Origin of the sequence: Streptomyces sp. NPDC005706 (assembly GCF_040631045.1) — a bacterium.
GTDB lineage: Bacteria > Actinomycetota > Actinomycetes > Streptomycetales > Streptomycetaceae > Streptomyces.
Genome location: NZ_JBEXYS010000023.1, coordinates 46,722 through 73,482 on the forward strand (window position 1 = coordinate 46,722; position 26,761 = coordinate 73,482).

Consider the following 26,761-nt stretch of genomic DNA (forward strand, 5'->3'; position numbering starts at 1 on the left):
GGGACCCCTGTCGAGCCGGACCCGATCACGAGATATCTTGATGTCGAGCAATGTTGCAGACGTGGAGCGGAGCACCCGGTGACTGACTCGACCATCATCTACACCTACACAGACGAGGCCCCGGCCCTCGCGACGCACTCGTTCCTGCCGGTGATCCAGGCGTACGCCTCGCAGGCCGGTGTGGCCGTGGAGACCCGCGACATCTCGCTGGCCGGGCGCATCATCGCCGTCTTCCCGGAGTACCTGAACGAGGACCAGCGCATCCCCGACGCGCTGAGCGAGCTGGGCGCGCTGGCCAAGACGCCCGCCGCCAACATCATCAAGCTGCCGAACATCTCGGCGTCCATCCCGCAGCTCAAGGCCGCCGTCGCCGAGCTGCAGGGCAAGGGCTACGCCCTGCCGGACTACCCGGACGACCCGAAGTCCGACGAGGAGCGCGAGGTCCGCGCCCGGTACGACAAGATCAAGGGCTCGGCCGTGAACCCGGTCCTGCGCGAGGGCAACTCCGACCGCCGCGCCCCCGCCTCCGTGAAGAACTACGCCAAGACCCACCCGCACCGCATGGGCGCCTGGAGCTCGGACTCCAAGACCGACGTGGCGACGATGGGCGTGGACGACTTCCGTTCCACGGAGAAGTCCGCGGTGATCTCCGAGGCCGGTGCGCTGCGCATCGAGCTCAAGGGCGACGACGGCTCGACCACCGTCCTGCGCGAGTCGGTGCCCGTCCTCGAGGGCGAGGTCGTCGACGCCTCCGTGATGCGCGTCGGCGCGCTGCGCGAGTTCCTGACCGCGCAGGTCGCCCGTGCCAAGGAGGAGGGCGTCCTGTTCTCCGTGCACCTGAAGGCCACGATGATGAAGGTCTCCGACCCGATCGTCTTCGGCCACGTGGTGCGCGCCTTCTTCCCGAAGACGTTCGCGAAGTACGGCGAGACCTTCGCCGCCGCCGGCCTCACCCCGAACGACGGCCTGGGCGGCATCCTCAAGGGCATCGAGTCGCTGCCCGAGGGCGCCGAGATCAAGGCCTCCTTCGACGCCGAACTGGCCGAGGGCCCGGCGCTGGCCATGGTCGACTCCGACAAGGGCATCACCAACCTGCACGTGCCGTCCGACGTCATCGTCGACGCGTCGATGCCGGCCATGATCCGCACGTCGGGTCACATGTGGGGCCCGGACGGCCAGGAGGCCGACACCCTCGCGGTGCTGCCGGACTCCTCGTACGCCGGCGTCTACCAGGCCGTGATCGAGGACTGCCGCGCCAACGGCGCCTACGACCCCTCGACCATGGGCTCGGTACCGAACGTCGGTCTGATGGCGCAGAAGGCCGAGGAGTACGGCAGCCACGACAAGACCTTCGAGATCCCGGTCACCGGCACCGTCCGCCTGGTCGACCAGGCCGGCGACGTCGTGATCGAGCAGGCGGTCTCCGCCGGCGACATCTTCCGCGCCTGCCAGACCAAGGACGCGCCGATCAAGGACTGGGTGAAGCTCGCCGTCACCCGCGCCCGCGCCACCGGCGACCCGGCCGTCTTCTGGCTGGACGCCACCCGCGCCCACGACGCCAACCTGATCGCCAAGGTCGAGCAGTACCTGCCGGAGCACGACACCGAGGGCCTGGACATCCGGATCCTTTCGCCGGTCGAGGCCACCAAGCTGTCGGTGGAGCGCATCCGCCGCGGCGAGAACACCATCTCGGTCACCGGCAACGTGCTGCGCGACTACCTGACCGACCTGTTCCCGATCCTGGAGCTGGGCACCAGCGCCAAGATGCTGTCGGTCGTCCCGCTGATGGCGGGCGGCGGCCTGTTCGAGACCGGCGCCGGCGGCTCCGCGCCGAAGCACGTGCAGCAGCTCGTCAAGGAGAACTACCTGCGCTGGGACTCCCTCGGCGAGTTCTTCGCCCTGGTCCCGTCCCTCGAGCAGTACGCGGCGACCACCGGCAACACCCGCGCCAAGGTCCTCGCCGACACCCTCGACCGCGCCACGGCGACCTTCCTCAACGAGGACAAGTCCCCGACCCGTCGCCTCGGCGGCATCGACAACCGCGGCAGCCACTTCTACCTGTCCCTGTACTGGGCGCAGGAGCTGGCCGGCCAGAGCGACGACGCCGACCTGGCGAAGGCGTTCGCCCCGCTCGCCGAGACCCTCGCGGCCGACGAGCGGAAGATCGTCGACGAGCTGATCGCCGTGCAGGGCAGCCCGGCCGACATCGGCGGCTACTTCCAGCCGGAGAAGGCCAAGGCGGACGCGGTCATGCGCCCGTCGGCCACCTGGAACGCGGCCCTCGCGTCCCTGAGCTGAGGTACGCGGCGGTTCAGCCGCCGCGTGAGTGATCCTCCGCCCCGGCCGGTGCACCCGGCCGGGGCGGAGGCATGCCGGGGCCGGGGCGGGTCTCGCAGGGGGCGGGTCTTGTCGGGGGTCGGTGCGCCGCCGCGTCCGTGCCGGTTCCGCCGCCGGGCCGGAGGGCGTTGTCAGTGCTGTGTGGCACCTTGATCACGCACCGTCCGACCGACGCCCATGGAGCAGCCCGTGCCCCCGTACACGCCTTCGTTCGAACTCCTGCCCGGCGCCGCCGAGTCGCCCGTGCTGCTGCACGTGCCGCACTCGTCGCGGGCGATACCGGGTGACGTCCGCGAGGGCATCGTGCTGGACGACGCGGCGCTGGAGCGGGAACTGGACCACATCACTGACGCGCACACCGCGCGGATCGCGGAGCGGGCGGCGGCCCTGGCCGGGACCACCCCCTGGCGGTTCGTGAACCGGCTGTCCCGGCTGGTCGTGGACCCGGAGCGGTTCCCGGACGAGCGGGAGGAGATGCTCGCCGTGGGCATGGGAGCCGTGTACACCGGGACCACGCACCGCGGTGTGCTGCGGACCGCGGACACCGACCCCGAGCCGCTGGTCGAGCGGTACTTCCGGCCGTACGCGCGCGCGATGACCGAGGCGGTGGCCGGGCGGCTCGCCGCGACCGGGCGCGCGGTCGTGATCGACGTGCACTCCTACCCGCGCGAGGCCCTGCCGTACGAGCTGCACGGCGCCGGTCCGCGGCCGCCCGTGTGCCTGGGCACGGACGCCTTCCACACGCCGTCCCGGCTGCGCGAGGCCGCTCTGAAGGCGTTCGCCGAGTGCGGGGAGACCGGGCTGGACAGCCCGTTCAGCGGGACCTACGTGCCGCTGGAGTACTACGGGCGCGAGGCGCGGGTGAGCGCCCTGATGGTGGAGATCCGCCGGGACACCTACATGACCGAGCCCGGCGGCCCCGCCGGGCCGGGTCTCGAGGACCTCGCCGGGGCGCTGGCCGCGCTCGTGGACGCCGTGTAGCGGCGGGGCACCTCCGGCGCGGGCTCCGGGCCCTCCGCCTGGAGCACTCCCGCAGGACAGCGGGCGGGGCGCGTACGAAGGTGGTGGGCATGACGGAGGAGATCACGCTCACCGGCCGGGCCGGGGCGGCACCGCCCGAGCGGGGCTGGCCGCCGCCCGTGCGGGACTGGCTGCCGCTCGACCTGGACGGGACGGACTTCGACCCGGTCCTCGCCGGTCTGATGCGCGAGGGCCCGCTGACCCGGATCCGGCTGCCGTTCGGCGAGGGGTGGGCGTGGCTCGCCACCCGCTACGAGGACGTGAAGCTGGTCACCAACGATCCGCGCTTCGGCCGCGCCGAGGTCGCCCGCCGTCAGGTGACCCGGCTCGCCCCGGACTTCGCGCCCCGCCCGGGCTCGCTGGCCTGGGCCGACCAGCCCGAGCACAACCGGCTGCGCAAGCCGGTCGCCGGCGCCTTCACGGTGAGCGCCATGAAGCGGCTGCGGCCCCGCGCGCAGCGGATCCTGGACGAGCTGATGGACGGCGTCGTACGGAACGGACCGCCCGCGGACCTGGTCGAGCGGGTGCTGGAACCTTTCCCGATCACAGTCGTCAGCGAGGTGATGGGGGTGCCGTCCGCCGACCGGGAGCAGGTGCACGCCTGGACCCGGCAGATCATCTCCACCTCCGGTGGCGCCGAGGCCGCCCGGGCCGCGAAGACCGGCCTGTACGGCTGGATCACCACGGCCGTCCGGTCCCGGGCGCACAGCACGGACGAGGACGTCTACTCACTCCTCGGGGCCGCCGTGTCCCGGGGCGAGATCAGCGAGGAGGAGGCAGTCGGCCTCGCCGGACCGCTGCAGATCGGCGGCGAGGCGGTCACCCACAACTGCGGCCAGATGCTGTTTTTGATGCTGACCCGGCCGGAACTGATGGAGCGTGTACGCACCCGCCCCGAGGCGCGCGGCCCCGTGCTCGACGAACTCCTGCGCCACATCCCGCACCGCAGCACGGTCGGGCTCGCCCGGATCGCCCTGGAGGACGTCGAGGTCGGCGGTCACCGGATCACGGCGGGCGAACCGGTCTACGTCTCCTATCTCGCCGCCAACCGCGATCCGGCCGTCTTCCCCGACCCCGACCGCATCGACCCCGACCGGCACCCCAATCCGCACCTGGCCTTCGGCAACGGCCCGCACTACTGCACCGGCGCCGTCCTCGCCCGGCTGCAGACCGAACTGCTCGTCGGCACACTCCTGGACCGGCTGCCCGCCCTGCGCCTCGCCGTGCCACCGGACCAGGTCCCCTGGCGGCACAAGACGATGATCCGCGGACCACGCGCCCTGCCCGTCACCTGGTGACGGTGGCCGGGCAGGTCGGGGCGGGTACCTAGGCCCGCAGCCACTCCGTGACGACCACCTGGCCGCCGGTGCGGAGCCGCAGTGCGAACGGGCCGGCGGGCGGGGTGTCGCTGGTGAAGCGGCCGAGGGTGTCGACCGGAACGGGGCGGACCGTCCGGGGGCCGCCCAGGACCTCGAGGCGGGCCGGGCCGGGTGGCAGTACCTGGCCGATCAGGCCCTCCCCGGTGACCTCGATGTCGACGGTCAGGCCGCCCGCACGGAAGGTCAGCATCCGTGGCGCGTCCGGTACTCCCCTGACGGGCAGCGCGTCCACCAGCGAGTCGAAGGTCAGCTCGGCGATGTCGGCGTCCAGGTCGTGCAGCGCGTAGGCGCCCAGGGCGAGTTGGCGCAGTTCGGCCGGGACCGGGTCCAGCGCGGCGGCCGCCTGGCGCAGTTCCTCCTCCAGCAGGTCCCCGTCGAACCCGGTGTCGTCGAAGCCCTCTTCGGGGAGGGCGTCGTCGTCGTGGGTGTCGCTCATGCCGCCTCCCGTGCGTCCATCCGGGCCCGCAGCCGGCGCAGACAACGCTGGCGCAGCGGGCCGATGCTGCCGACCGCGATGCCGAGCGCGGCCGAGACCTCCAGATAACTCGGCGGTGGCGAGGCCATCAGCACCCGCAGCAACTGCCGGCACCGCTCGCCGAGCGCCTCGAACTCCTGCCAGAGCCGGCGGATCCGCTCGGCCTGCGCGGCCTCCTCCTCGGAGTCGATCAGCGACTGCTCCGGGGTCCGTTCCTCACTGGCCCGGTCCAGCACCTGCGGGTCGTCCGTCAGCGTCAGCCGGGTCAGCCCCTTGAGCACCTTCAGGCACTCGTGCCGGGCCGTACTGGCCAGCCAGGAGCCTGCCTTGTCGGGTTCCCGGAGGCGGTGGAGGTGCTGGGCGAAGCGGAACCACACGGTCTGGTAAACCTCGTGCGCGTCGGCGTCGGAGAGCCGGTGTGCGCGCACCACCGACCACACCAGCGGACTCAGTCCCTCCACCAGCGCCTTCCAGGCCGCCGCGTCGCCGTCGACCGCGGACCGGACCAGCGCGCCGACCTCTGTTCGGTCCACGGCTCCACCCCTCGTGTACGGCACGTCATCGTACGCCGTGGAAGGGAGCGTTCCGGACCTCATACCGGCCGGACCGGGATCGCGACAGGGGTCGGGCGCCAGGTGGACGGCCGGAGCACCGGCACGTGCGCCCCGCGCACCTCGGCGGACTCGGTGACGGAGCCGAGCAGTTGGGCCCGGGCCGCGCGCGGGTCGCGCTCCTTGTGCGCCGTCATGTGGGCGGCGACGAGCCCGGCGACGACCGGGGTGGCGAAGGAGGTTCCGCTCCACTGCGCGAGGCCGTCGAACATCACCTGGTCGGGTTTGCCCGCGGTGCTCTCCCGCGCCTCGCTCAGCACGCCCGTGTGCCGCGGGTACTGGCAGGTGCAGACGTACCCGGAGCCGTACCGGCAGGCGTCGTAGGTGGAGTGCTGGTAGACGTACGGCACGGGCGTGCGAAATCCGGTGAGGGCGCTGGTGAGGCGCTCGCCGGGGGCGTAGACCCGCACCCAGGGGCCGTGGTTGCTGAAGCAGGCGCCGGACTCGCCGTCCCCGCGCAGCGCGCCGACCGACAGCACGCAGTCCTCGTACCCGGGCAGGGTGGCGTAGGCGGCCGGCCAGAACGGGTTGTCACTGGCGTTGTTGCCGGCGGCGGCGATCAGCAGGGTTCCCTGCTCGCGCAGTTCCCGCATGAAGGAGTCGAGGCCGAGCAGGCCGTCGGTGCGGCCGTTGGACGTGCCGGCCGAGAGGCTGATGATGTCGGGCCAGCCGCCCTGGTCGACGGCGTCGAAGAGTCTGGCGCCGAACTCCGACTCCAGGACGGCGCCCGCGTCGGCGAGCGTGCCGCGCACGCTGACGTCGGTGTTGGGGGCGACGGCGGCGATGATCCCGGCGATGAACGTGCCGTGCCCGACGTACTGCCGCAGCACACCGTCGGGGCCGGTCTCGCCGGTCTGCGGATCGCCGGTGGTGTGCGCGAGCAGCGGGTAGGAGCCGTGGTCGTGCACCAGCCCGGTGTCGACGACGAGGACGCCGACGGCGGTGTCCGGGTCGTACGGGGCGTCCGCCGGGGCCGGGTTGGGCGGCTCGCTGCGCGGCGCGGGGACGGGCTCGTCACCGGGGCAGGCGTTGACCGCGATGTGCACGACGTGGTTGCGGCTGACCAGACGGCGGCCCTGGCGGCCCTCGGCCGCGCGCAGCGCGCCCAGGGCGTGCGGGACGACGTCCTCGCCGAGGGTGGGGTCGCCGACCCGGATCCGGGTGATCCCGGTGCGGTTGGTCTCCGGGCCGGCCCGGCGCACGTGGTCCGGGACCAGCCCCCGGGTGGCGGTGAAGTGGCCGCGCACGGTGTCCTCGACCAGCCGGGCCTCCTCCCCGTCGCGGGCGAGGACGACGCCCTTCTCGTAGAGGAACTCCGCGGCGTCGTCCGGCCCCATGGCCAGCGCGGTGCCGGGCATCGCGCGCTGGATGTGGTCGAACTGCTCGTGGAAGCGCTGAGGTGCCATGGTGTGTCCTCCCCCTGAGGCGGTCTCCGACAGTCAGAGTCGGCCGACCGACGATTGATACAGCTTGGTACGGCCTACGGGTGCGGCGGGTACGGCGGCAAGTGACCACGGCGAACCCGTGGGGCGGGTTTGCGCAGGCCACTACCATGCGAGGCGTGACAGCGGGAACGGAGTCGGTCCTCGAACTGCTGCCCCTGGTGTTCGCCGACCCGGGCGAGGCCCGGGCGCGCGCGGAACACGTGCTGCACACCGGCCCGCCGCCGCTGCACGCCAGTGTCGCGCACCAGGTGCTCGGCATCTGGCAGCGGGACTTCGGCGATCTCAGGATCGCCCTCAGGCATCTGCGCCGGGCCCGTGACCTCGCCGCGCGTGCCGAGTCGGCGGAACGGGAGGCGGACGTGCTCGCCACCCTGGGGGTCGCACTGGTGCACGCGGGGCGCACCCGGCAGGGGCTCGCGTCGTTCGAGCAGGGGGTCGCGCGGGGCAGCGGACACACCAGGGCACGGGTGCGGTACCGGCGGGCCTATGTGTGGTGGGTGCTGGGGCATCACCGGGAGGCGCTGGAGGACGTGCGCAGGGCGCTTCCGGCCCTGCGGCAGGCCGGTGACGGGATCTGGACCGCGCGGGCGCTGACCCTGCGGGCCACGGTGCATCTGGCGCTGGGCGCGGTGGACCGGGCGGTCGCGGACTTCACGGCGGCGGAGCGGCTGTGGGACACCACCGGCCAGGAGCACGACAAGGCGGACGCGGTGGAGAGCCGGGGCCTCGCCGCGTTCCGCTCCGGGGACATCCCGGCCGCGCTGCGGCTGCTGGACGAGGCGGAGGAGCGGTACGCCAAGCTCGGCACGCCCACGTTCATGCTGTCCGTGCGGCGCTGCGAGGTGCTGATGGCCGCCGGGCTCGCCCCCGAGGCGCTCGCCGAGGCGGACACCGCGATCGCCCTGCTGGACCGGATCGGCGGGCAGTCCACGCGTAAGGCGGAGCTGCTGCTGGCCGCCGCGCGCGCCGCCCGCTCGGCAGGGAAGGCGGACATCGCGACCGACCGTGCCGCCCACGCCGTACGGCTGTTCGCCAGGCAGCGGCGGACCTGGTGGGAGACGCACGCCCGGCTGGTGCTGACCGAGGCGCGGGCGGCCGCGGGGCCCGGGTCGGGCCGGCTGGTCGCGGACGCGGCGCGGGTCGCCGGGCGGCTGGCCTCGTTCGGCTCGCCGGCCGCGCCGGAGGCCTCCCTGCTCGCCGGACGGATCGCGTTGACGCTGGGCCGGACGGCGGACGCGGAGCGGCATCTGGCGGCCGCCGCGCGCAGCCGGTACTCCGGTCCGCCGCCGGCCAGGGTGACGGGCTGGGTGGCGCAGGCGCTGCGCGCCCGGGCGGCCGGTTCCGGACGCGGTGTGCTGCGGGCCTGCCGGCGGGGTCTGGCCGTGCTCGACGACCACCGGATGACGCTCGGCGCCTCCGAGCTGCGGGCCCGCGCCACCGCGCAGGGGGCGGAACTGGCCGCGCTGGCCCAGGAGGTGAGTCTGGCGCACGGCGGCCCGCGGCGGCTGCTGGAGTGGAGCGAGCGCTGGCGGGCGACCGTGCTGGCCGCGCCGCCCGCCCGGCCGCCCGCCGATCCGGCGCTGCTCGGCAGCATCACCGCCTACCGGGAGATAGCGGCCCGCGCGGAGGAGGCGCGGATGGAGGGCCGCCCGGTACCCGCTCTGGAGCGCGAACAGCGGCGGCTGGAACGGGAGATCCGCTCCCGTACCCACCACACGCACGGCGACTCGCCCGGCGACGGCGACCGCTTCGACGCGGCCCGGCTGCTGGACCGTCTCGGGGGCGCGCGCCTGGTCGAACTCGCCGTGGTGGACGGCCGGGTGCACATCCTGCTCTGCGGTCAGGGCCGGGTCCGGCGGTTTACGGGCGGGGTGCTGGCGGAGGCGGTGGCCGAGGCGGAGCATGTGCAGGCCGGGCTGCGCCGGCTCGCGCATCCGGGTGGCGAGGCGCGGCTGCCGCTGGTGGAGGCGGCGGGCCGGCGCCTGGAGGAGCTGCTGCTGGGCGGTGCCGCGGCGCGTCTCGGGGCCGGTCCGGTGGTGATCGTGCCGCCGGGTGCGCTGCACCGGGTGCCGTGGGCGCTGCTGCCCGCGCTGCGGGAGCGGGTGCTCAGTGTGTCGCCGTCGGCGGGCAGTTGGCTGCGGGCCCGGGAGACCGCGCCGCCGCGCGGCGGCCGGCATGTGCTGGTCCGCGGCCCGGGTCTGGCCACGGGCGGCGCGGAGGTGCCCGAGCTGGCCGGCCGGTACGGCGCGGCGACGGTGCTGGAGGGGCCGGCGGCGCAGGTGCCCCGGGTGCTGGAGCACCTGGACGGCGCGGCCCTCGCGCATCTCGCCTCCCACGGCACGTTCCGCGCGGACAGCCCACTGTTCTCCGCGCTGCGGATGGCCGACGGCCCGCTGATCGTGCACGACTTCGAGCGGCTGGCCCGCAGCCCCTACCGGATCATCCTCTCCAGCTGCGACACCGCCCGGCTCGCCTCGGTCGGCGCGGACGAACTGCTCGGTCTGGTCACCGCGTTGCTGCCGCTGGGCACGGCCGGGGTGGTGGCGAGCAGTGCGCCGGTCAACGACGCGGCCGTGGTGCCGCTGATGCTCGCCCTGCACAAGGGCCTGGACGCGGGCCTCTCCCTGGCCGAGGCCCTCCGCGACGCCCGCGCCGCCCAGCCGGGCGACGCGGTCCACCAGGCGACGGGGTGGGCGTTCGCGGCGTTCGGGGCGGCGTGAGGCGGATCGTCACGCCGGCTTGGCCACGTCCGCGATGACGAGGCGGGGCCCGCATGCCGCGCGGGCCCCGGTCACGCGGGCTCCGCCGTCGGCAGGTTCGTGAACCACGGCAGCGCGCCCCGGTCGCTCGCGCCGAGGCGGGAGTAGGCGCCGTACAGGTGGTTGCCGACGGTCCGGACGGAGAGCGTCAGCCGTTCGGCGATCTGCCGGTTGCTGAGGCCGGACGCGGCGAGGGAGACGATCTGCCGCTGGCGCGCGGTGAGTTCGCCGAGGACGAGTCCGGAGAGCGCCGGGGTGCGGGCACCCTGGCAGCGGCGGGCCAGCGCGAGCGCCCTGGTGCGGGAGAGGCGGGCGGCGCGGGGGTCGCGGTGGGCCGGTACGGCCTGCGCGTGCGCCTCGGCCGCGAACAGCAGGAAACCGCGCTCCGCCAGTGCCTCGGCGGCCCGGTCCAGGGCGGGGCCGTCGCCGCGGGCGAGCGCGTCGGCGTGCCGGGCGAACACACCGTCGCCCGGCAGCCGCCCCGCGACCCGCTCCGGCGCCCCCAGCCGAACCGCGTCGTAGAGCGCCGGCACATGGTCCCCGGCGATCCGGTCCAGGGCGCCCCCGAGGTCCCCTCGTGCCGCCGCGGCCCACACCCCCGCTCCCGTGATGTCGCCGAATTGACATGCCGCCAAGTCGAGTTCGGAACGGCAGCCGGTGTCCTCCGGTGCCGCGCTCAGGCCCTCACGCGCCCACGCGGCCGCCTCGCGCAGCTCTCCGCGCAACCGGGCGTACCGGGCTCGCACGGCGGCGTACCCGCCCGGGACCGGCAGCCCCTCGGACAGCAGCCAGTCGCCGACCGGTGTCGGCACAGCCCGTACGTCGTGTCGCTCCAACCGGCTTTCCAGCGTAGTCCGTTCGGCTGAGAGGGCGGGCCCGCACCGGTCCGGGGTGCGGGCCAGCCGGCGGGCCCGCAGCGGGCCCGCGGTGGCGCGCAGGGCCGGGCCGTGCAGGGGATGGGTGAGGGTGACCGAGTCGTGGTCGTCGACGTCGACCAGCCCTTGCTGCTCCAGGCGTTCCAGGACGTCCAGGTCGAGGCCGTCCAGGGCGAGCGGCAGGGGCTCGGCGAAGGCGAGCCGGTGCAGCGTCTCGCGCTCGTCGGCGTCGGTCCGGCCGAGGACGGCGGCCAGGCGCTCACGGACGGTCGCGGTGACCGGGACCGGTCCGCGCCACGCCCGTCCGCCGCCGCCCGGGCCGGCGCGCAGGGCGCCGGAGCGGTGCAGCGCGCCCAGCAGGTCGCGCAGCAGCCGCAGATCGCCATGGCACAGCCGGTGCAGCCGGCCCGTGGTGAGCGGTTCGAGTCCGGCCGTGGCGAGGAGCCGGTCGGTGTCCTCGCGGGGCAGCGGCGGCAGCGGCAGGCGCGGCAGCAGCTCCCCCGTCCACAGTCTGGAGACGGCGGCGGGCGCGGGCACGCCGTCGGTGGCGGTCACCGCCAGCCGGGTGCCTCCGTGCACGGCGAGCTGGTGGACGAGCGCGGCGGAGGCCTCGTCGAGCAGATGGGCGTCGTCGACGACGAGGAGGCGCACTCCGGACAGGAGCCGCACCGCGCGGTGCAGCGAGACGGTGTCGGGCAGCAGGTGCGCGAAGGCCGCGAAGCGCAGGCCCCGGGTCTCGGGGGTTCCGGTCACCCGGGCGTGGTCCAGGCCCCGGACCGCTTCCGTGACCAGCCGGGTCTTGCCACGGCCGGCCGGCCCGGTCACCACGATACCGGGCCGTCCGGCCGCCAGCGCCCGGCGGACCAGGTCCAGTTCGTCCTCCCGGCCGGTGAACGGCCAGGGCGGTGCCAGGGTCTTCGCGTCCTGTTCGTGAGTCGTCACACGAACAGGAGCGCGCCTGCTCAGTTCTGATACAGGGCGACTTGAGTACCCCCCGACTCAGGCGCCCGGCCGGCCGGGGAGGGCACTCTGGCGGTCCAGGCCACAGTCGGGCACAGGGGGAGCGGTCGGGGGACGTCACCTTCGGGGGAGGGAGACGTCCTCCGGCCTCGCCGTCGTGTCACCGGCGAGGGGCCTCGTGCCCGCTTCGAGCCCGGAAGTCCCTCTGTCGAAGCAGCGGTACGGCCCGGTCCGCCGAGAAATCGATGCCGTCGAGGTGCGCCGCGAAGGCCGGGTGGGCGGCCAGCCGCCGGACGTGACCCCACAGCGCCGGGTGGCCGGCGACGCGGTGCACGGCCGAGGCGTCCAGGCGGCGGCTGTGCACGGTGACCAACTGGACCATCGCCACCCACAGTTCGACATCGGCGGCGGTCAGCCGGCCGGCGACGAGGAACTCCTCCTCCGCCAGGTACCGCTCCAGCCGGCCCAGTGTGTCCAGCAGGTGTTCCAGCGCGGCGGCCCGGTCGGCCGGATCGGCGCCGGCCCGCCCGGCGCACCGCGCCGTCCGCTGGATGCCCTCGGCGCAGAGCCGCTCCACGGCCTCGATCTCGCTCTCGGCGCCGCTCGGATACAGCGAGGCACGGCCGTTCGGGCGGAAGCGGTCCAAATCTCGGAGGATTTCCGGGGCGTGTGTGCTGACGATGCGTCCGGACCAGTCGTCGCTGAGAACCGGCGCGAGGGCGGGCCCGGTGTAGTGGTGCGCGCTCGCCTCGTACAGCGGACGCAAGGCCGAGTGGCCGCCGTCGGGCTGGTCCGGTACGGCGGGCAGGAAGGTCAGCGGACAACTGCCGTCGAGCCCGAGCAGGCGGTGGCCGACGGCGAGCCGCAGCCCCTCGGGAGACGCGGTCGACAGATGGAGCCGGTAGCGGTGCGGCACGGCGTAGTGGCCGCTGCGCGCGTCCCGGCCGATCCGGCCGCGGAAAACGGGTGCGGGGCGGCGGAACGACGGGACGGCGGCGAACGGAGCGATGGACATGCGTCTCCCCTGGTGCGGGCGCGGCGGATGCGGCGTGGGTGCGACGAGGACACGGGCGGAGCGGCCCGGCGTGAAGCGGTCGGCGTCACTGCCGCCGACGGGTCGGCGGTCGGCGGACAGGGCTCGCAGGCGGGTCGTCGGCCGAGCCGTCGGCCGTCGGCTCTCAGCCGTCCGCTGTCAGTCGTGCGGACCGATCGCGCTGCAGACACGCAGCAGGTCGATGTGCAGGCGGGAGGTGAGAAGGGGTGCGCGGGGCGGCGTACGGCCCGCTCGGCCGGCCACCGTCTCGAGGCGCGCCATGATTCCCTACCCGTTCGCTGGGATTCCCTTTCCCTGGAGTGTCGATCGGGGGTGGCACGACGTCAAGGGGACGTCCACACGGCGGACCGGTGCGTGGGGTCACTCGAACGCCGCACTGCGCTCGTCGCCCGGCCGGGACGGTGCTGATGTGGAGGGACGTACCGCGCTCTGAGGAGGCCGCCGCGATGCACCGTCCGTCCCGCCCCGCACGTGTTCTCGCCTCGGCGCTGGCGACGGGGACCTTGCTGGTGACCGCAGCCTGCGCGGGCGGCACCGGATCCCCGCAGGCCGCGCCCGCCTCCCCGGCGGCCAAGCAGTCCCCGTCCTCCCCGTCACTGTCCTCCCTGTCCCCGTCCTCCCCCTCGCCGTCCTCCCCGTCCGCGTCGGCCTCGCGGGCGCTGACCACGAACGGGGCGAAGGCCGCCCTGATCACCGAGGCCGACATCGAGGACGCGTGGACGCAGGTGAACAACGCGTCGAGCTGGCGCGACAAGCTCCTGGCCGGCAAGGTCGACGTCGCCTCGTTCCTGAACGGCAAGACCGGCTCCCAGGACTGCCAGAAGCTGCTCGACAGCCTGTACTCGGACACCCTGTTGGGCCGGCCGGCGGGAGCGTCGGCGCTCACCGGCTTCACCCAGGGCGACGCCCGGCTGCTGTACCAGGTGGGCGACTACGGCAAGGGATCGCTGGAGAAGTCCCTGGACTGGATGAAGAGCCTCGCGGAGACCTGCGACCAGTTCACCGTGACCGGCTCGGACGGCGGCAAACGGACGGTGCAGGTCGTGAGCAGTTCGCTGCCCGCCGTGGGGGACGGCAGGCAGGGCCTCACCCTGACGGTGCAGGGCACCTCGAACGGAGAACCCGTCACACTCAAGCTGGACGTGGCCGCCGTCCGGGTCGGCTCCTCGGGGATCCTGGTCACCAACGGCGGCCCGTCCGGCGTCGATCACGACAGCACGGAGACGGCGGTCCAGCAGGGCACTCAGCGGTTGCAGCAGGTGCTCGCCGGCAAGACCCCTTCCCCGACCCCGACCACGCTGGACTGACGTCCCGTGACCGGTGCGCGTCCGCGCCGGGCCTGTCCCGACAGTGCGTCATGTGACATATTACTGGCGTGGCGATGCGACTGACCTGTGATGTCGTGGTCGTCGGGGCCGGTGCGGTGGGTGCGGCCTGCGCGTTGTACGCCGCGCGGGCGGGTCTCGACGTGAGCGTGGTCGACCGTGACCCGGTCGCCGGGGGCACCACCGGCGCCGGCGAGGGCAATCTGCTGGTCTCCGACAAGGACCCCGGTCCCGAACTCGAACTGGCCCTCTACTCCGCCGGATTGTGGGCGCGGCTCGCGGACGAGTTCGGTCCGGCGATCGAGTACGAGCCCAAGGGCGGCCTCGTCGTCGCCAAGACACCCGGTGAACTCTCCGCACTGCACGGCCTCGCCGAACGTCAACGGGCCGCCGGAGTCGACGCCGATCGGGCCGACGCCCGGGAACTGGGCGAACTGGAACCCCACTTGGCCCCCGGCCTCGCGGGCGGGGTGCTCTATCCCCAGGACGCCCAGGTCATGCCCGCCCTCGCCGCCGCCCACCTGATCCGCGCCTCGGGAGCCCGGCTGCACGCGGGCCGGACCGTGACCGGCGTGCTGCGCGGACGGGACGGCGCGGTACGCGGGGTCCGTACCGCGCAGGGCGACATCCACGCCCCCGCCGTGGTGAACGCGGCCGGCACCTGGGGCGGCGAACTCGCCGCCCTGGCGGGCGTCCACCTCCCGGTACTCCCCCGGCGCGGCTTCGTACTGGTCACCGAGCCGCTTCCGCGGATGGTCCGGCACAAGGTGTACGCCGCCGACTACGTGGCCGACGTGGCGAGCGATTCGGCCGCGCTCCGGGCCTCCCCGGTCGTCGAGGGCACCGCCGCGGGGCCGGTCCTGATCGGGGCGACCCGTGAACGGGTGGGCTTCGACCGCAGGTTGTCCCTGCCGGCCGTGCGTGCGCTCGCGGCCGGCGCGATCGGCCTGTTCCCCGTCCTGGAGCGGGTGCGCGCGCTGCGGACGTACGCGGGCTTCCGGCCCTACCTGCCCGACCACCTGCCGGCGATCGGCCCCGACCCGCGCGTGCCCGGTCTGCTGCACGCCTGCGGACACGAGGGCGCGGGCATCGGACTCGCCACCGGGACGGGGCAGCTGATCGCGCAGGCCCTGACCGGGAAGGCGACGGAACTGGATCTCGGCCCGTTCCGCCCGGACAGGTTCGGGACACCCGGGACTCCCTCGCCGACGAGTGGGGGCGAGACGCCATGACCGCTTCGCAGCCGGCCGGGGCGCGCCCGGCCGCCGCGTTCACCGTCACCTTCGACGGCCGGCCCGTGGAGGCCCTGCCGGGACAGACGGTCGCGGCCGTGCTGTGGGCGGCGGGCGTGACCTCCTGGCGCGGCACGCGTGTCGGGGGCCGGCCGCGCGGGGTCTTCTGCGGGATCGGGGTGTGCTTCGACTGCCTGGTGACCGTCAACGGGCGCCCCAATGAACGGGCTTGTCTGGTCCGGGTCGAGCCGGGCGATGTGATCCGCACACAGGAGGGGACGGGACACGAGGATGGCTGAGCGAGCGCATCTCGTCGTCGTCGGGGCGGGTCCGGCGGGACTGGCCGGTGCGCTGGCCGCCGCCGCGCGCGGGGTACGCGTGACCCTGGTCGACGCGGCCGAGCAGGCGGGCGGCCAGATCCACCGGCGGCCCGCCGCAGCCCTGTCCGCGGGCCGCCCGCCCGCACCGCGCCCCCGGGCACGCGCCTGGGAGCGGCTGCTGGGCGCGCTGGACCGGCAGCGCGCCACGGGGAACATCACCCACCTGACCGATCATCACGTCTGGTGCGTGGAGAAGCTTCCCGCCTCCGCGGGGTTCGCGGTGTACGCCCTGCGCGGGGCGGCGCGCGAGAAGGGGGTCACCGTACGTGCCGACGCGGTGCTGCTCGCCACCGGCGGTTACGAGCGGGTGCTGCCCTTCCCCGGCTGGACGCTCCCCGGAGTCGTCACGGCGGGCGGCGCGCAGGCCATGCTCAAGGGCCAACTGGTGCTGCCCGGCCGCACGGTCGTCGTCGCCGGCACCGGTCCGTTGCTGCTCCCCGTGGCCGCGGGGCTGGCGGAGGCGGGCGCCCGGGTGGCCGCGCTGGTGGAGTCCGCCGGCCCGAGGGCGCTGCTGCGGAAGGCTCCGGTACTGGCCGGGCACCCCGGGAAGCTCGCCGAAGGCGCCTGGTACGCGGCCCGGTTGCTGCGGCACGGGGTGCGGCCCCTGGCCCGGCACACCGTGGTCGAGGCGCACGGCGCGGACCGGCTGGAGGCGGTCACCGTCGCCGCGCTGGACCGGGACGGGCGGCTCGCGCCAGGCACCACCCGCCGCGTTCCGTGCGACGCCCTCGCGGTCGGACACGGGATGCTGCCCCACACCGACCTGGCCGAGACGCTCGGCTGCACCCTGTCCGGGACCGACGTCCGCGTCGACACCGAGCAGCGGACCGACGTGCCGGGCGTGTGGGCGGCCGGGGAGGCCACCGGCATCGGTGGCGCGGACCTCGCGCTCGCCGAGGGGCACATCGCCGGCCGTTCGATCGCCGCCCGCCTGCACGACGCCGCCCCGGACCCGCGCACATGGGCCGCGGCCGCCCGGTCCCGTACCCGGCTGCGGGCGTTCTCCGCCGCGCTGGACGCGGTGTACGCGCCGCCCGTGGACTGGGCCGAGCGGATGCCGGACGACACGACGGTGTGCCGATGCGAGGAGATCACCGCCGGGCAGGTCCGCGAGGCGGCGGGCACCCTCGGAGCCGGGGACGCGCGCACCGTGAAGCTGCTCACCCGTGCCGGGATGGGCTGGTGCCAGGGCCGGATGTGCGGCCCCGCGGTGGCCGGACTGACCGGTTGCCCGTTCACGCCGGGACGCCGGCCGTTCGCCCGGCCGGTGCCGCTCGGCGTGCTGGCCCAGCCCCTGGAGCCACCACCGGACTGACCGGCCCGTCACCCGCCACCACTCCCACCACCCCGGCGACCCGCACCGGCACCCGCACCCGCACCCGCACCCGCACCCGCACCCGCACCCGCACCCGCACCCAGGATGCGGCCACAGACCAAGAACCCGCCCCGCCCCCGCACCCCTCAGTAAAATGTCACACCCTATTGGATTGGGGACCATTCATGACCCTCCAGCAGAGCCGCCCCTGGCGCGGCATCCTCGTGGCCACCGCGCTCCCGCTCCGCGCGGACCTCTCGGTGGATTACGACCGGTACGCCGAACACTGCGCCTGGTTGGTGGAGAACGGCTGCGACGGTGTCGTACCGAACGGCTCCCTCGGCGAGTACCAGGTACTCACCCCCGAGGAGCGGGCCGAGGTCGTCAAGACGGCCGTGGCCGCGATCGGCGGCGCGCGGGTCATGCCGGGCGTCGCGGCGTACGGCTCGGCCGAGGCCCGGCGGTGGGCGGAGCAGGCGGCCGAGGCCGGCTGTGCGGCCGTGATGCTGCTGCCGCCCAACGCCTACCGCGCCGACGAGCGCTCCGTGCTGGCGCACTACGCCGAGGTCGCGCGGGCGGGCCTGCCCGTGGTGGCGTACAACAACCCGGTCGACACCAAGGTCGACCTCGTGCCCGAACTCCTCGCCCGGCTGCACGGCGAGGGCCACATCCACGGCGTCAAGGAGTTCTCCGGTGACGTCCGCCGCGCCTACCGTATCGCCGAACTCGCGCCGGATCTTGATCTGTTGATCGGCGCCGACGACGTCCTGCTGGAGCTCGCCGTGGCCGGCGCCAAGGGCTGGGTGGCCGGCTGTCCCAACGCGCTCCCCCGGGCCTCGGCCGAGCTGTACCGTGCCGCGACGGCCGGCGACCTCGCCACGGCGCTCCCGCTGTACCGGCAGTTGCACCCGCTGCTGCGCTGGGACTCACGGGTGGAGTTCGTGCAGGCGATCAAACTCTCGATGGACGTGGCCGGCCGGTACGGCGGACCGGTGCGCCCGCCGCGCGTCGCGCTGCCGCCCGAGCAGGAGGCGGCCGTCCGCGCCGCCACCGAGAAGGCCGTGGCCGCGGGCCTGACCTGAGGCACGCGGCGCGGCGCGAAGCCCGTTCAGACCGACGCCACGACAGAGAGGCCCGAGCATGCGCAGCAAGCTGGTCCTGCACGCCGTCGACTCGCACACCGAGGGCATGCCGACCCGCGTGATCACCGGCGGGATCGGCACCGTGCCCGGTGCGACGATGAACGAGCGGCGGCTGTACTTCCGGGAACACCGCGATCACATCAAGCGGCTGCTGATGAACGAGCCGCGCGGGCACTCCGCGATGAGCGGCGCGATCCTGCAGCCGCCGACCCGGCCCGACTGCGACTGGGGCGTCATCTACATCGAGGTCTCCGGCTATCTGCCGATGTGCGGGCACGGCACGATCGGGGTGGCGACCGTGCTGGTCGAGACCGGCATGGTGGAGGTGGTCGAGCCGGTGACCACCATCCGCCTCGACACCCCGGCGGGGGTCGTGGTCGCCGAGGTGGCGGTGGAGGACGGAGCGGCGCGCGACGTGACCCTCCGAAACGTGCCCTCCTTCGCGGCGGCCCTGGACCGCGAGGCCACGCTCCCCGACGGCCGCACCGTCACCTACGACCTCGCCTACGGCGGCAACTTCTACGCCATCCTCCCGCTCGACGCCTTCGGCCTGCCCTTCGACCGCGCCCGCAAGGACGACATCCTGGCGGCCGGCCTCGCGCTGATGCGGGCGATCAACGCGGAGTCGGAGCCGGTGCACCCCGAGGATCCGTCGATCCGCGGCTGCCACCACGTCCATCTGCACGCGCCGGACGCCACCGCCCGCCATTCCCGGCACGCGATGGTCATCCACCCGGGCTGGTTCGACCGCTCCCCCTGCGGGACGGGGACGAGCGCGCGCATGGCGCAGCTGCACGCTCGGGGCGAACTGCCGTTGCACACCGAGTTCGTGAACGAGTCCTTCATCGGCACCCGCTTCACGGGCCGGCTGCTCGGCACCACCCGGGTCGGTCAACTCCCCGCCGTGCTGCCGAGCTTCACCGGCCGGGCCTGGATCACCGGCACCGCCCAGTACCTGCTCGATCCTTCCGATCCCTTCCCGGATGGGTTCGTCCTCTAGACTTCGATGATGCGTGACATGGCACCGAGACCGCAGGACGCGGACGCACCCGCGCTCCCCCGCCTGGGCGGCAGGCGGAGCAGCTACCGCGAGCGGGTGGCCGACGCGCTGCGGGCCGCGCTGATCGCGGGCGAACTGCGGCCGGGGCAGGTCTACTCGGCGCCGTCGCTGGCGGCCCGCTTCGGGGTGTCGGCGACGCCGGTGCGCGAGGCCATGCTGGACCTGGCCAAGGAGGGCCTGGTCGACACGGTGCCGAACAAGGGCTTCCGGGTCACCGCGGTCTCCGAGCGTCAGCTCGACGAGTACACGCACATCCGCGCGCTGATCGAGACCCCCACCGTGGTGGACCTGGCCCGTACGGCCGACCGGGTCTCCCTGGAGGCGCTCCGCCCGGCGGCCCGGGAGATCGTCGCCGCGGCCGCGGCCGGGGATCTGATCGCCTACGTGGAGGCGGACAACCGTTTCCACCTCGGCCTGCTCGCCCTGGCCGGAAACGCCCACCTGGTGGAGGTGGTCGCCGGCCTGCGCGGCCGCTCCCGGCTCTACGGCCTGACGTCCCTGGTCGAGGCGGGCCGGCTGCTCGCCTCCGCCGAGGAACACCTCGAACTGCTGGACGCACTGCTGGAACGGGACGAGCAGACCGTGCGCGAGGTCATGACCCGGCACCTCGGCCATGTCCGCGGCCTGTGGGCGGCGGCCGGGGACTGATTGCGCCGGGACGCGAGGGAGAGGCCGAGGGGATCGGCAGGGGCGACGCGTCGGTGCGTGACCCGGCCGTCGACACCGCGACGCCTGCCGTCCAGAGCCGCAAGGCCCGAAAAATGATCAAGGGGCCGTATCGGATCCCTCCGACACGGCCCCTGACCTGCGTGCTCACAAGTCGGGACGACAGGATTTGAACCTGCGACCCCTTGACCCCCAGTCAAGTGCGCTACCAAGCTGCGCCACGTCCCGTTGCCTCCCACGCGGCCCTGCCGCGTGATCACGCAGGTCAACCCTACCGCACCCGGGCGGGTACCCTCACCGCCGTCAGCGCTCACGGGGCGGTGACGGCCGCGGACGGCGCGACGAAGTGTCCGTCCGCCGGGGCCGATGCCGCACACACTGTCGACGGTCGCGCGGCGGCCCCGCTGGTTAGGGTCGCCGCATGACGCACAGCTTCGCTCTCCACATCCCCGACGCCGAACTTGAACCCGAGCCGCTCGACCCGGAGCAGATCGTCTCCGGGAACCCGGAGGTGACGGGCAAGGTGGTGTGGGAGTCGGCGGACGGCCGGCAGATCCGCGGGGTCTGGCAGATCACGCCGGGCGTGGTCACCGACACCGAGGCGGACGAGTTGTTCGTGGTGATCAGCGGGTCCGCGACCATCGACGTCGAGGGCGGCGCCACGCTGCGGGTGGGACCCGGCGACCTGGCCGTGCTGCGCGCGGGCGACCGTACGACGTGGACGGTGCACGAGACGCTGCGCAAGGCCTACGCGATCAATCTGTGAGGGACGCCGTGCGGGGGCCGGCCGGCCGCGTCCGGATTGACACGCCCGCCATGTCCGCACAAAGGTGACCTGGACAGGGGTTGAACCGGTCCAGGCATGAGCAGAGGTGCTGTCATGGTGGATGCGCTCGGTGTCGCCGTCGTCGGTTTCGGCTGGATGGGCCGGGTGCACACCCGGGCGTACGCCCGTGTCGGGCACCACTATCCGCAACTGCCGCTGCGCCCAGAGCTGTCGACGGTCGCCGAGGAGGTGCCGGGCCGGGCCGAGGAGGCCGCCGAGCGGTTCGGGTTCGCCCGCGCCACCCGCGACTGGCGTGAGGTGGCCGCCGACCCGCGGGTGCGGGCCGTGAGCGTCACCGTGCCGAACTTCCTGCACCGGGAGATCGGGGTGGCGATGGCCGAGGCGGGCAAGCATCTGTGGATCGAGAAGCCGGTGGGGCTGACCGGTGCGGACGCCCATGCCGTCGCCGACGCGGTCGCGGCGGCCGGAGTCCAGGGAACGGTCGGCTTCAACTACCGCAACGCGCCCGCCGTCGAGGCCGCCCGCGACCTGATCGCCGGCGGGGAGATCGGCACGGTCACCCATGCCCGCATCCGACTGTTCAGTGACTACGCGGCCCATCCCGACGGAGCCCTGACCTGGCGCTACGAACGTGCTCGCGGCGGCAGCGGGGTGCTCGGCGACCTGGCCTCGCACGGCGCGGACCTGGCCCGCTTCCTGCTCGGCGACATCACCTCTCTCATCGCCGACACGGCCGTGTTCGTGCCCGAGCGGGCGCGTCCGGCGGGCGCCACCGCCGGACACGCGCGGGCCCTCGGCGGTGAGCCCGGGCCGGTCGAGAACGAGGACTACGTCGGCTGTCTGCTGCGGTTCGCCTCCGGCGCCCGCGCGGTGCTGGAGGCCTGCCGGGTCTCGGTCGGCGAGCAGAACAACTACGGCTTCGAGGTGCACGGCACGCGGGGCGCGGTCCTGTGGGACTTCCGCAGGATGAACGAGCTGGCGGTGAGCCGCGGCACGACGTACCAGGACCAGCCGGTGAGCACGGTGTACGTCGGCCCGGACGCGGGCGAGTTCGCCGCGTTCCAGCCGGGCGCCGCCAACGCGATGGGCTACGACGACCTGAAGGTCATCGAGGCGTACCGCTTCCTGCGCTCCATCGTCGAGGGCCGGCCGTACGGCACCACCCTGACGGACGCGGCGCGCGCTGCCGCGGTGCTGGACGCCATGGTGCGGTCCGCGGCGAGCCGGACGTGGGTCGACCTGCCGCCCGGGCCGGTGATCGGCTGAGACAGGGACCGGAACTCACCGGGGCGGCCCCGACCGGCACGTCCCCCTCGCACCACCGCACCCAAGGAGCTGCCCCCTCATGCGCATCGGAATCCTCGGCCTCGGCCGCATCGGCGCCTTCCACGCCGAGACCCTCGCGGGGCTGGACGCCGTCGAATCGCTCGTCGTCGCCGACCCGTTCGCCGACGCGGCGAAGGCCGCCGCCGAGCGGTTCGGCGCCCGGATCGCGCACTCGCCGGAGGCGCTGCTCGCGGCCGGGGTGGACGGTCTGGTCGTCGCGGCGGCGACGGACGCCCATCCGGCGCTGATCCGGGCCGGGGTGGAGGCCGGCGTACCGGTCTTCTGCGAGAAGCCGGTCGCCCGCACCATGGCGGAGGGCCTGGAGGTGCTCAAGGCCGTCCGGGGTGGCCAGGTGCCGGTGCAGATCGGCTTCAACCGCCGGTTCGACGCGGGTTTCACGGCCGCACGGGCCGCGGTGCGCGGCGGTGAGCTGGGCAAGCTGCACTCGGTCCGCTGCACGACCCTGGACCCCGCGCCGCCGCCCGCCGCGTACATCGCCGCCTCCGGTGGCATCTTCCGGGACTGCTCCGTCCACGACTTCGACGTCATCCGCTGGGTCACCGGCCGCGAGATCACCGAGGTGTACGCGGCCGGCGGCAACCGGGGCGCCGGTCACATCAGGGAGGCGGGCGACGCGGACACCGCCGCCGCCATCCTCACCCTGGACGACGGCACACTGGCGGTGATCTCCAACTCCCGTCACAACGCTCGCGGTTACGACGTCCGTATGGAGCTGCTCGGCTTCGAGGACTCCCTCGCGGTCGGCCTGGAGGAGAAGCTGCCGCTGCGCTCGGCCGAACCCGGAGCGACCTTCCCGTCCGGCGTCCCGCACGACTTCTTCATGGACCGCTTCGCCGCCGCCTACCGCGCCGAACTCGCCGCGTTCACCGAGGTGGTGGCCGGGGCCCGCCCCTCCCCCTGCACGGTCGAGGACGCCCTGGAGGCGGGGTGGATCGCCGAGGCGTGCACCCTGTCCCTGCGCGAGCACCGCCCGGTGACGGTCGCGGAGGTGCGGGCCGGCTGACGGCGCCGTGTCCGCTCGCGCTCGCCGGCGATCCGCCCGCGGCTCAGAGGCAGTAGCGGACCAGCCATTCGTCGGGGTCGTAGGCGTCGCGAGCCGGGTCCCTCGGCAGGGCGGGCCGGGTCTCCACCGTGTCCTCGGGCCGGACCCGTTCCGGGAGCGTGCCGAACCGGGCACGGCGCGCGGTCACGGCCGTGTCCGGCGCCGGCTCCCGTTCCACCGTCCGCCGCTCGTCGCCCTCGTTCGGCTCATACGCCTCGATCGACGTGTTCGGTTCGTGCGCCTCGTTCGTCAACTCGGTCTCCCCGTGCGCTCGTACGGACCGGTACACCCCTGGGAACGTACGGGACCGTTCTCCGGTTCCGTGTGCCGGTGCCGTCAGCCGGTCTCCTCCTCCGGGGAGCCGGCCGTCGGGGCGGTGAGGTCCTCCGCCTCCGGCAGCCCCTCGACGTCCACGCCGCGCACCTGGGCCAGTTCGTGCTTGAGTGCGGCGAGTTCGGCACCGCCCGCCATGTGGTTGGTCAGCTCTTCGAGGGTGATCCCGGCGCGTCCGGCGCTGAGTTCGAGGGTGCCGAGGCGCAGCACGCTGAAGTGGTCGCCGACCATGTAGGCGTGGTGCGGGTTGTGCGTGATGAAGATGACGCCGAGGCCGCGGTCGCGGGCGGCGGCGATGTACTTCAGGACCACACCCGACTGTTTGACGCCGAGGGCCGCCGTGGGCTCGTCCAAGATCAGCACGCGGGCGCCGAAGTGGACGGCCCGGGCGATGGCCACGCACTGGCGCTGGCCGCCGGACAGGGTGCCGATGGGCTGCTCCAGGTCGTCAAGGACGATGCCCATGTTGCGCAGTTCCCGGTCGCAGGTCGCCTTCATGCGGGCGATGTCCAGACGCCGGACCGGCCAGGGCCCCCGGGTCAGCTCGGAGCCGAGGAAGAAGTTCCGCCACACCGGCATGAGGGGGACGGTGGCGAGGTCCTGGTAGACGGCGGCGATGCCGAGGTGGAGGGCTTCGCGCGGGGTGCCGAGGCGCACCGGCCGGCCGTCCACCAGGAACTCGCCCTCGGTGTGCCGGTGCAACCCGGAGATGATCTTGATGAGGGTGGACTTTCCGGCGCCGTTGTCACCGAGGACGCAGGTCACCCGGCCCGCGCGCACCTCGAGGTCGACGCCGTGCAGGGCGCGGACGTTGCCGTAGGACTTTCCCGCGCCGCGCAGCTCGACGACCGGGCCGTCCGCGGCGGTCGCGGTGCCCTTCCGGGCCGTGCCGTGGGTTCCGGTTCCGTTCGTGGTCATAGAGGGTGTCACCTCCGGGTTGCCGTGCGCTGGACCCACAGATTGATCAGCACGGCGCCGAGCAGCATCGCGCCGAGGAAGGCCTTGAACCAGTCGGGGTTCCAGCCGGCGAAGACGATGCCCTGGTTCACCATGCCGAACATGAAGGCGCCGAAGACGGGGCCGATCGCCGAACCGTGGCCGCCGGTGAGCAGACAGCCGCCGATGACCGCGGCGGAGATGTAGATCAGCTCCTGGCCGACGCCCTCGCCGGACTGCACGGTGTTGAAGGAGAACAGGTTGTGCATGCCGGTGAACCAGGCGCCGAGGCCGACCAGCATGAACAGGGTGATCTTGGTGAAGGTGACCGGGACGCCGACGGCGCGGGCGCTCTCCCGGCTGCCGCCGACGGCGAAGACCCAGTTGCCGTACTTGGTGCGCAGCAGCATCCAGGTGGCGAGGGCGGCGAAGGCGAGCCAGTAGAAGACGGTGATCTTCACCTGGACGCCGCCGATGCCGACGGACGAGGCGAAGATCCGCTTGGCCTGGCCGAAGCCGTCCATGTCGCTGATGTCGTCGGTGGCGACGTTGTCGGTGACCAGTTTGGTGACGGCGAGGTTGACGCCCTGGAGGATCAGGAAGGTGCCGAGGGTGACCAGGAAGCTCGGCAGCCCCGTTCTGATCACCATCCAGCCGTTGAAGGCCCCGACGCCCAGGGACAGGGCGAGGGCGACGACGATTCCGGTCCACACGTTCATCGTCAGCTGGTAGCTGAGCATGCTCGCGGTGAGCGCGGAGGTGATCACGGCGACGCCCGAGGACAGGTCGAACTCGCCGCCGATCATCAGCAGGGCCACCGGGAGCGCCATGATGCCGATCGTCGAGGACTGGTAGAGGACCGTGGCCATCGAGCCGCCCTGGCGGACCGAGGGCGCCGCGATCAGGAAGAAGACCAGTACGGCCAGGGCGCCGAGGAGGACGCCCACCTCCGGGCGGGCCAGCACCCGCAGCGGCAGCGGACGCCGTGCGGTGCGGCCGTCGGCGGCCCCGGGGCCGGGTGCCGGCGGTGTGCCCGCCGCCGGCCCGGCGGGCCGGGTCACGCTCATCAGCGGGTGCCCTTGGCGGCGAACTCGGCGACCTTGTCGACGTTGGACCTGTCGACGAAGGCGGGTCCGGTCAGCACCGGCTGCTCGCCACCGCCGCTGTAGTTGCCGTTGTTCTTGTACAGCCACAGGGAGTCGATCGCCAAGTAACCCTGGAGATAGGGCTGCTGGTCCACGGCGAACTGGATGGTGCCCTTCTTGACGGCGCCGGTCAGGGCCTTGTTCAGGTCGAAGGTGGCGATCCGGGCCTTGCTGCCCGCGTCGTCCACCGACTGCACGGCGGTCAGCGCGAAGGGGGCGCCCAGCGTGACCACGTAGTCGATCGCCTTGTCCTGCTTCAGCTTGGCCGTGATCGTCGACTTCACGGACGGCATGTCGGCGCCGTTCACGTACAGCGTCTCGGTCGTGCCGGTGAAGGTCTTCTTGACGCCGTCGCAGCGCTGGGTGAGGCCGATGTTGCCCTGCTCCTGGATGACGCACACGGCCTTCTTGGCCCCGACCTCGTTCAGCTTCTTGCCGAACGCCTCGCCGGCGACCGTCTCGTCCTGTCCGAAGAACTGCAGCAGGCCGAGCCTCTTCCAGTCGCTGAGCCCCGAGTTCAGGCCCACGACGGGTATGCCGGCCGCCTTGGCCTTGCCGACGACGTCCTTCATCGCGTCCGGCTTCGCCAGGGTGACGGCGATGCCGTCGACCTTCTGGTCGACGGCGTTCTGGACGAGCCCGGCCTGCTGCCCGGCGTTGGGCTCGTTGGAGTAGACCAGCTTGATGTTGTCCTTGGCGGCGGCCGCCTCGGCGCCCTTGCGGACGATGTCCCAGAAGGTGTCGCCCGCCGACTGGTGGGTGACCAGGGCGACGGTCATCCGGGGGGTGTTCGCCTTGCCCGCGGAGGCGTTCGCATCGCCCTCCTCGGCTTTCTTCCCGCCGGACCCGCTGGAACAGCCGGCCAGGGTGAGGGCTGTCGCGGCGGCCACGGCCACGGCCGCGACGAGGGCCGGCCGACGGGAGCGGAAGTGAGCAGAGCGGTCCATTGTTCGTGCACCTCACTGTGCTACGGGGTAAGGACGCTGTTGCGTTGGCACGCGATCCAACCCGCCGCCGAGCCCGCTGTCAATCCTTTGTCAAGACATCATTTCAAAAAGCCGTGCCACGGCGATTACGTTTCGGGCAAGAGACCGGCCGACGTGAGCGGGACCTATTGACGCTCGGCGCACCTGGGG

At 73.6% G+C, this 26,761-nt stretch carries 24 protein-coding genes and 1 tRNA gene; 14 read left to right on the forward strand and 11 right to left on the reverse strand.

Annotated features, from left to right (window positions below):
• Positions 1-78 precede the first annotated feature (78 nt).
• The 3 genes from ABZ478_RS28455 (at position 79) to ABZ478_RS28465 (ending at position 4,655) form a co-directional block, all read left to right on the forward strand.
• A complete protein-coding gene (locus ABZ478_RS28455) occupies positions 79-2,298 on the forward strand; it encodes an NADP-dependent isocitrate dehydrogenase (protein ID WP_359553606.1) in 2,220 nt (739 codons plus the stop codon).
• 216 nt (positions 2,299-2,514) lie between these two features.
• A complete protein-coding gene (locus ABZ478_RS28460; RefSeq protein ID WP_359553608.1) occupies positions 2,515-3,318 on the forward strand; it encodes an N-formylglutamate amidohydrolase in 804 nt (267 codons plus the stop codon).
• Between the two features lie 89 nt (positions 3,319-3,407).
• The gene (locus ABZ478_RS28465) at positions 3,408-4,655 is read left to right on the forward strand and encodes a cytochrome P450 (RefSeq protein WP_359553609.1); all 1,248 of its coding nucleotides are present in this window, start codon (positions 3,408-3,410) and stop codon (positions 4,653-4,655) included.
• A 28-nt stretch (positions 4,656-4,683) separates the two neighbouring features.
• On the opposite strand, the gene ABZ478_RS28470 is transcribed toward ABZ478_RS28465, so the two are convergent.
• The 3 genes from ABZ478_RS28470 to ABZ478_RS28480 are packed head-to-tail and all read right to left on the reverse strand — an operon-like array spanning position 4,684 to position 7,228.
• Positions 4,684-5,172, reverse strand: coding sequence for a hypothetical protein (locus ABZ478_RS28470; protein WP_359553611.1), 489 nt, complete (start codon positions 5,170-5,172; stop codon positions 4,684-4,686).
• Entirely contained in the window at positions 5,169-5,807 is a 639-nt protein-coding gene (locus ABZ478_RS28475) for a sigma-70 family RNA polymerase sigma factor (RefSeq protein WP_359553613.1), read from the reverse strand. The genes ABZ478_RS28470 and ABZ478_RS28475 overlap by 4 nt, the downstream gene beginning before the upstream one ends.
• Positions 5,804-7,228 (reverse strand): S8/S53 family peptidase, encoded by a 1,425-nt coding sequence (locus ABZ478_RS28480; RefSeq protein WP_359553615.1) that lies wholly within the window; start codon positions 7,226-7,228, stop codon positions 5,804-5,806. The genes ABZ478_RS28475 and ABZ478_RS28480 overlap by 4 nt, the downstream gene beginning before the upstream one ends.
• Positions 7,229-7,374: 146 nt before the next feature.
• Between ABZ478_RS28480 and ABZ478_RS28485 the strand changes: the two genes are divergently transcribed.
• Positions 7,375-9,987 (forward strand): CHAT domain-containing protein, encoded by a 2,613-nt coding sequence (locus ABZ478_RS28485; protein WP_359553617.1) that lies wholly within the window; start codon positions 7,375-7,377, stop codon positions 9,985-9,987.
• A 71-nt stretch (positions 9,988-10,058) separates the two neighbouring features.
• Here ABZ478_RS28485 and ABZ478_RS28490 read toward each other — a convergent pair whose 3' ends face one another.
• The 3 genes from ABZ478_RS28490 to ABZ478_RS28500 form a co-directional block, all read right to left on the reverse strand.
• Positions 10,059-11,843 carry a LuxR C-terminal-related transcriptional regulator gene (locus ABZ478_RS28490; RefSeq protein WP_359553619.1) on the reverse strand — a complete coding sequence of 595 codons (1,785 nt, stop codon included), beginning with the start codon at positions 11,841-11,843 and terminating at the stop codon, positions 10,059-10,061.
• 178 nt (positions 11,844-12,021) lie between these two features.
• On the reverse strand, positions 12,022-12,876 hold the full coding sequence (locus tag ABZ478_RS28495) for a glutathione S-transferase C-terminal domain-containing protein (RefSeq protein ID WP_359553621.1): 855 nt from the start codon (positions 12,874-12,876) through the stop codon (positions 12,022-12,024).
• A 177-nt stretch (positions 12,877-13,053) separates the two neighbouring features.
• Positions 13,054-13,176 (reverse strand): putative leader peptide, encoded by a 123-nt coding sequence (locus ABZ478_RS28500; RefSeq protein WP_359553622.1) that lies wholly within the window; start codon positions 13,174-13,176, stop codon positions 13,054-13,056.
• A gap of 185 nt (positions 13,177-13,361) precedes the next feature.
• Here ABZ478_RS28500 and ABZ478_RS28505 point away from each other — a divergent pair, with 185 nt between their 5' ends.
• From ABZ478_RS28505 to ABZ478_RS28535, 7 genes are all read left to right on the forward strand, one after another.
• Positions 13,362-14,222 carry a hypothetical protein gene (locus ABZ478_RS28505; RefSeq protein ID WP_359553624.1) on the forward strand — a complete coding sequence of 287 codons (861 nt, stop codon included), beginning with the start codon at positions 13,362-13,364 and terminating at the stop codon, positions 14,220-14,222.
• Between the two features lie 68 nt (positions 14,223-14,290).
• A complete protein-coding gene (locus tag ABZ478_RS28510; RefSeq protein WP_359553625.1) occupies positions 14,291-15,472 on the forward strand; it encodes an FAD-binding oxidoreductase in 1,182 nt (393 codons plus the stop codon).
• A complete protein-coding gene (locus tag ABZ478_RS28515; protein ID WP_358932556.1) occupies positions 15,469-15,771 on the forward strand; it encodes a (2Fe-2S)-binding protein in 303 nt (100 codons plus the stop codon). Before ABZ478_RS28510 ends, ABZ478_RS28515 begins: the two co-directional genes overlap by 4 nt.
• Positions 15,764-17,167 (forward strand): NAD(P)/FAD-dependent oxidoreductase, encoded by a 1,404-nt coding sequence (locus tag ABZ478_RS28520; protein ID WP_359553627.1) that lies wholly within the window; start codon positions 15,764-15,766, stop codon positions 17,165-17,167. The genes ABZ478_RS28515 and ABZ478_RS28520 overlap by 8 nt, the downstream gene beginning before the upstream one ends.
• 185 nt (positions 17,168-17,352) lie before the next feature.
• Positions 17,353-18,249: a dihydrodipicolinate synthase family protein gene (locus tag ABZ478_RS28525; protein ID WP_359553629.1), complete on the forward strand. Its 897-nt coding sequence runs from the start codon at positions 17,353-17,355 to the stop codon at positions 18,247-18,249.
• Positions 18,250-18,307: 58 nt separating this feature from the next.
• On the forward strand, positions 18,308-19,309 hold the full coding sequence (locus ABZ478_RS28530) for a proline racemase family protein (protein WP_359553630.1): 1,002 nt from the start codon (positions 18,308-18,310) through the stop codon (positions 19,307-19,309).
• A gap of 18 nt (positions 19,310-19,327) precedes the next feature.
• Positions 19,328-20,017 carry a GntR family transcriptional regulator gene (locus ABZ478_RS28535; protein WP_359553631.1) on the forward strand — a complete coding sequence of 230 codons (690 nt, stop codon included), beginning with the start codon at positions 19,328-19,330 and terminating at the stop codon, positions 20,015-20,017.
• A gap of 172 nt (positions 20,018-20,189) precedes the next feature.
• Here the strand turns inward: ABZ478_RS28535 and ABZ478_RS28540 are convergent.
• Positions 20,190-20,263 (reverse strand) — tRNA-Pro (locus ABZ478_RS28540).
• A gap of 193 nt (positions 20,264-20,456) precedes the next feature.
• Between ABZ478_RS28540 and ABZ478_RS28545 the strand changes: the two genes are divergently transcribed.
• The 3 genes from ABZ478_RS28545 to ABZ478_RS28555 all read left to right on the forward strand — a co-directional run bounded on the left by ABZ478_RS28545 (position 20,457) and on the right by ABZ478_RS28555 (position 23,172).
• Positions 20,457-20,801 (forward strand): cupin domain-containing protein, encoded by a 345-nt coding sequence (locus ABZ478_RS28545; RefSeq protein WP_359553633.1) that lies wholly within the window; start codon positions 20,457-20,459, stop codon positions 20,799-20,801.
• Positions 20,802-20,915: 114 nt separating this feature from the next.
• Positions 20,916-22,088, forward strand: a complete 1,173-nt coding sequence (locus ABZ478_RS28550; RefSeq protein WP_359553634.1) for a Gfo/Idh/MocA family oxidoreductase — start codon at positions 20,916-20,918, stop codon at positions 22,086-22,088.
• Between the two features lie 79 nt (positions 22,089-22,167).
• A complete protein-coding gene (locus ABZ478_RS28555; RefSeq protein WP_359553635.1) occupies positions 22,168-23,172 on the forward strand; it encodes a Gfo/Idh/MocA family oxidoreductase in 1,005 nt (334 codons plus the stop codon).
• A 43-nt stretch (positions 23,173-23,215) separates the two neighbouring features.
• Here the strand turns inward: ABZ478_RS28555 and ABZ478_RS28560 are convergent, their stop codons facing one another.
• The 4 genes from ABZ478_RS28560 to ABZ478_RS28575 all read right to left on the reverse strand — a co-directional run bounded on the left by ABZ478_RS28560 (position 23,216) and on the right by ABZ478_RS28575 (position 26,572).
• On the reverse strand, positions 23,216-23,464 hold the full coding sequence (locus ABZ478_RS28560; protein ID WP_359553727.1) for a hypothetical protein: 249 nt from the start codon (positions 23,462-23,464) through the stop codon (positions 23,216-23,218).
• Between the two features lie 83 nt (positions 23,465-23,547).
• The gene (locus tag ABZ478_RS28565; protein WP_359553637.1) at positions 23,548-24,462 is read right to left on the reverse strand and encodes an ATP-binding cassette domain-containing protein; all 915 of its coding nucleotides are present in this window, start codon (positions 24,460-24,462) and stop codon (positions 23,548-23,550) included.
• An 8-nt stretch (positions 24,463-24,470) separates the two neighbouring features.
• Entirely contained in the window at positions 24,471-25,547 is a 1,077-nt protein-coding gene (locus ABZ478_RS28570; RefSeq protein ID WP_359553639.1) for an ABC transporter permease, read from the reverse strand.
• Positions 25,547-26,572 carry a sugar ABC transporter substrate-binding protein gene (locus ABZ478_RS28575; RefSeq protein WP_359553641.1) on the reverse strand — a complete coding sequence of 342 codons (1,026 nt, stop codon included), beginning with the start codon at positions 26,570-26,572 and terminating at the stop codon, positions 25,547-25,549. The genes ABZ478_RS28570 and ABZ478_RS28575 overlap by 1 nt, the downstream gene beginning before the upstream one ends.
• Positions 26,573-26,761 lie beyond the last annotated feature (189 nt).

What these genes read in the sequence shown, in the direction of transcription:
- ABZ478_RS28460 (WP_359553608.1), top strand. Translation starts at nt 2,515, where the DNA reads ATGGAGCAGCCCGTGCCCCCGTACACGCCTTCGTTCGAACTCCTGCCC.
- ABZ478_RS28465 (WP_359553609.1), top strand. Translation starts at nt 3,408, where the DNA reads ATGACGGAGGAGATCACGCTCACCGGCCGGGCCGGGGCGGCACCGCCC.
- ABZ478_RS28470 (WP_359553611.1), bottom strand. Translation starts at nt 5,172, where the DNA reads ATGAGCGACACCCACGACGACGACGCCCTCCCCGAAGAGGGCTTCGAC.
- ABZ478_RS28475 (WP_359553613.1), bottom strand. Translation starts at nt 5,807, where the DNA reads ATGAGGTCCGGAACGCTCCCTTCCACGGCGTACGATGACGTGCCGTAC.
- ABZ478_RS28480 (WP_359553615.1), bottom strand. Translation starts at nt 7,228, where the DNA reads ATGGCACCTCAGCGCTTCCACGAGCAGTTCGACCACATCCAGCGCGCG.
- ABZ478_RS28485 (WP_359553617.1), top strand. Translation starts at nt 7,375, where the DNA reads ATGCGAGGCGTGACAGCGGGAACGGAGTCGGTCCTCGAACTGCTGCCC.
- ABZ478_RS28495 (WP_359553621.1), bottom strand. Translation starts at nt 12,876, where the DNA reads ATGTCCATCGCTCCGTTCGCCGCCGTCCCGTCGTTCCGCCGCCCCGCA.
- ABZ478_RS28500 (WP_359553622.1), bottom strand. Translation starts at nt 13,176, where the DNA reads ATGGCGCGCCTCGAGACGGTGGCCGGCCGAGCGGGCCGTACGCCGCCC.
- ABZ478_RS28505 (WP_359553624.1), top strand. Translation starts at nt 13,362, where the DNA reads ATGCACCGTCCGTCCCGCCCCGCACGTGTTCTCGCCTCGGCGCTGGCG.
- ABZ478_RS28515 (WP_358932556.1), top strand. Translation starts at nt 15,469, where the DNA reads ATGACCGCTTCGCAGCCGGCCGGGGCGCGCCCGGCCGCCGCGTTCACC.
- ABZ478_RS28520 (WP_359553627.1), top strand. Translation starts at nt 15,764, where the DNA reads ATGGCTGAGCGAGCGCATCTCGTCGTCGTCGGGGCGGGTCCGGCGGGA.
- ABZ478_RS28525 (WP_359553629.1), top strand. Translation starts at nt 17,353, where the DNA reads ATGACCCTCCAGCAGAGCCGCCCCTGGCGCGGCATCCTCGTGGCCACC.
- ABZ478_RS28530 (WP_359553630.1), top strand. Translation starts at nt 18,308, where the DNA reads ATGCGCAGCAAGCTGGTCCTGCACGCCGTCGACTCGCACACCGAGGGC.
- ABZ478_RS28535 (WP_359553631.1), top strand. Translation starts at nt 19,328, where the DNA reads ATGGCACCGAGACCGCAGGACGCGGACGCACCCGCGCTCCCCCGCCTG.
- ABZ478_RS28545 (WP_359553633.1), top strand. Translation starts at nt 20,457, where the DNA reads ATGACGCACAGCTTCGCTCTCCACATCCCCGACGCCGAACTTGAACCC.
- ABZ478_RS28550 (WP_359553634.1), top strand. Translation starts at nt 20,916, where the DNA reads ATGGTGGATGCGCTCGGTGTCGCCGTCGTCGGTTTCGGCTGGATGGGC.
- ABZ478_RS28555 (WP_359553635.1), top strand. Translation starts at nt 22,168, where the DNA reads ATGCGCATCGGAATCCTCGGCCTCGGCCGCATCGGCGCCTTCCACGCC.
- ABZ478_RS28565 (WP_359553637.1), bottom strand. Translation starts at nt 24,462, where the DNA reads ATGACCACGAACGGAACCGGAACCCACGGCACGGCCCGGAAGGGCACC.
- ABZ478_RS28570 (WP_359553639.1), bottom strand. Translation starts at nt 25,547, where the DNA reads ATGAGCGTGACCCGGCCCGCCGGGCCGGCGGCGGGCACACCGCCGGCA.
- ABZ478_RS28575 (WP_359553641.1), bottom strand. Translation starts at nt 26,572, where the DNA reads ATGGACCGCTCTGCTCACTTCCGCTCCCGTCGGCCGGCCCTCGTCGCG.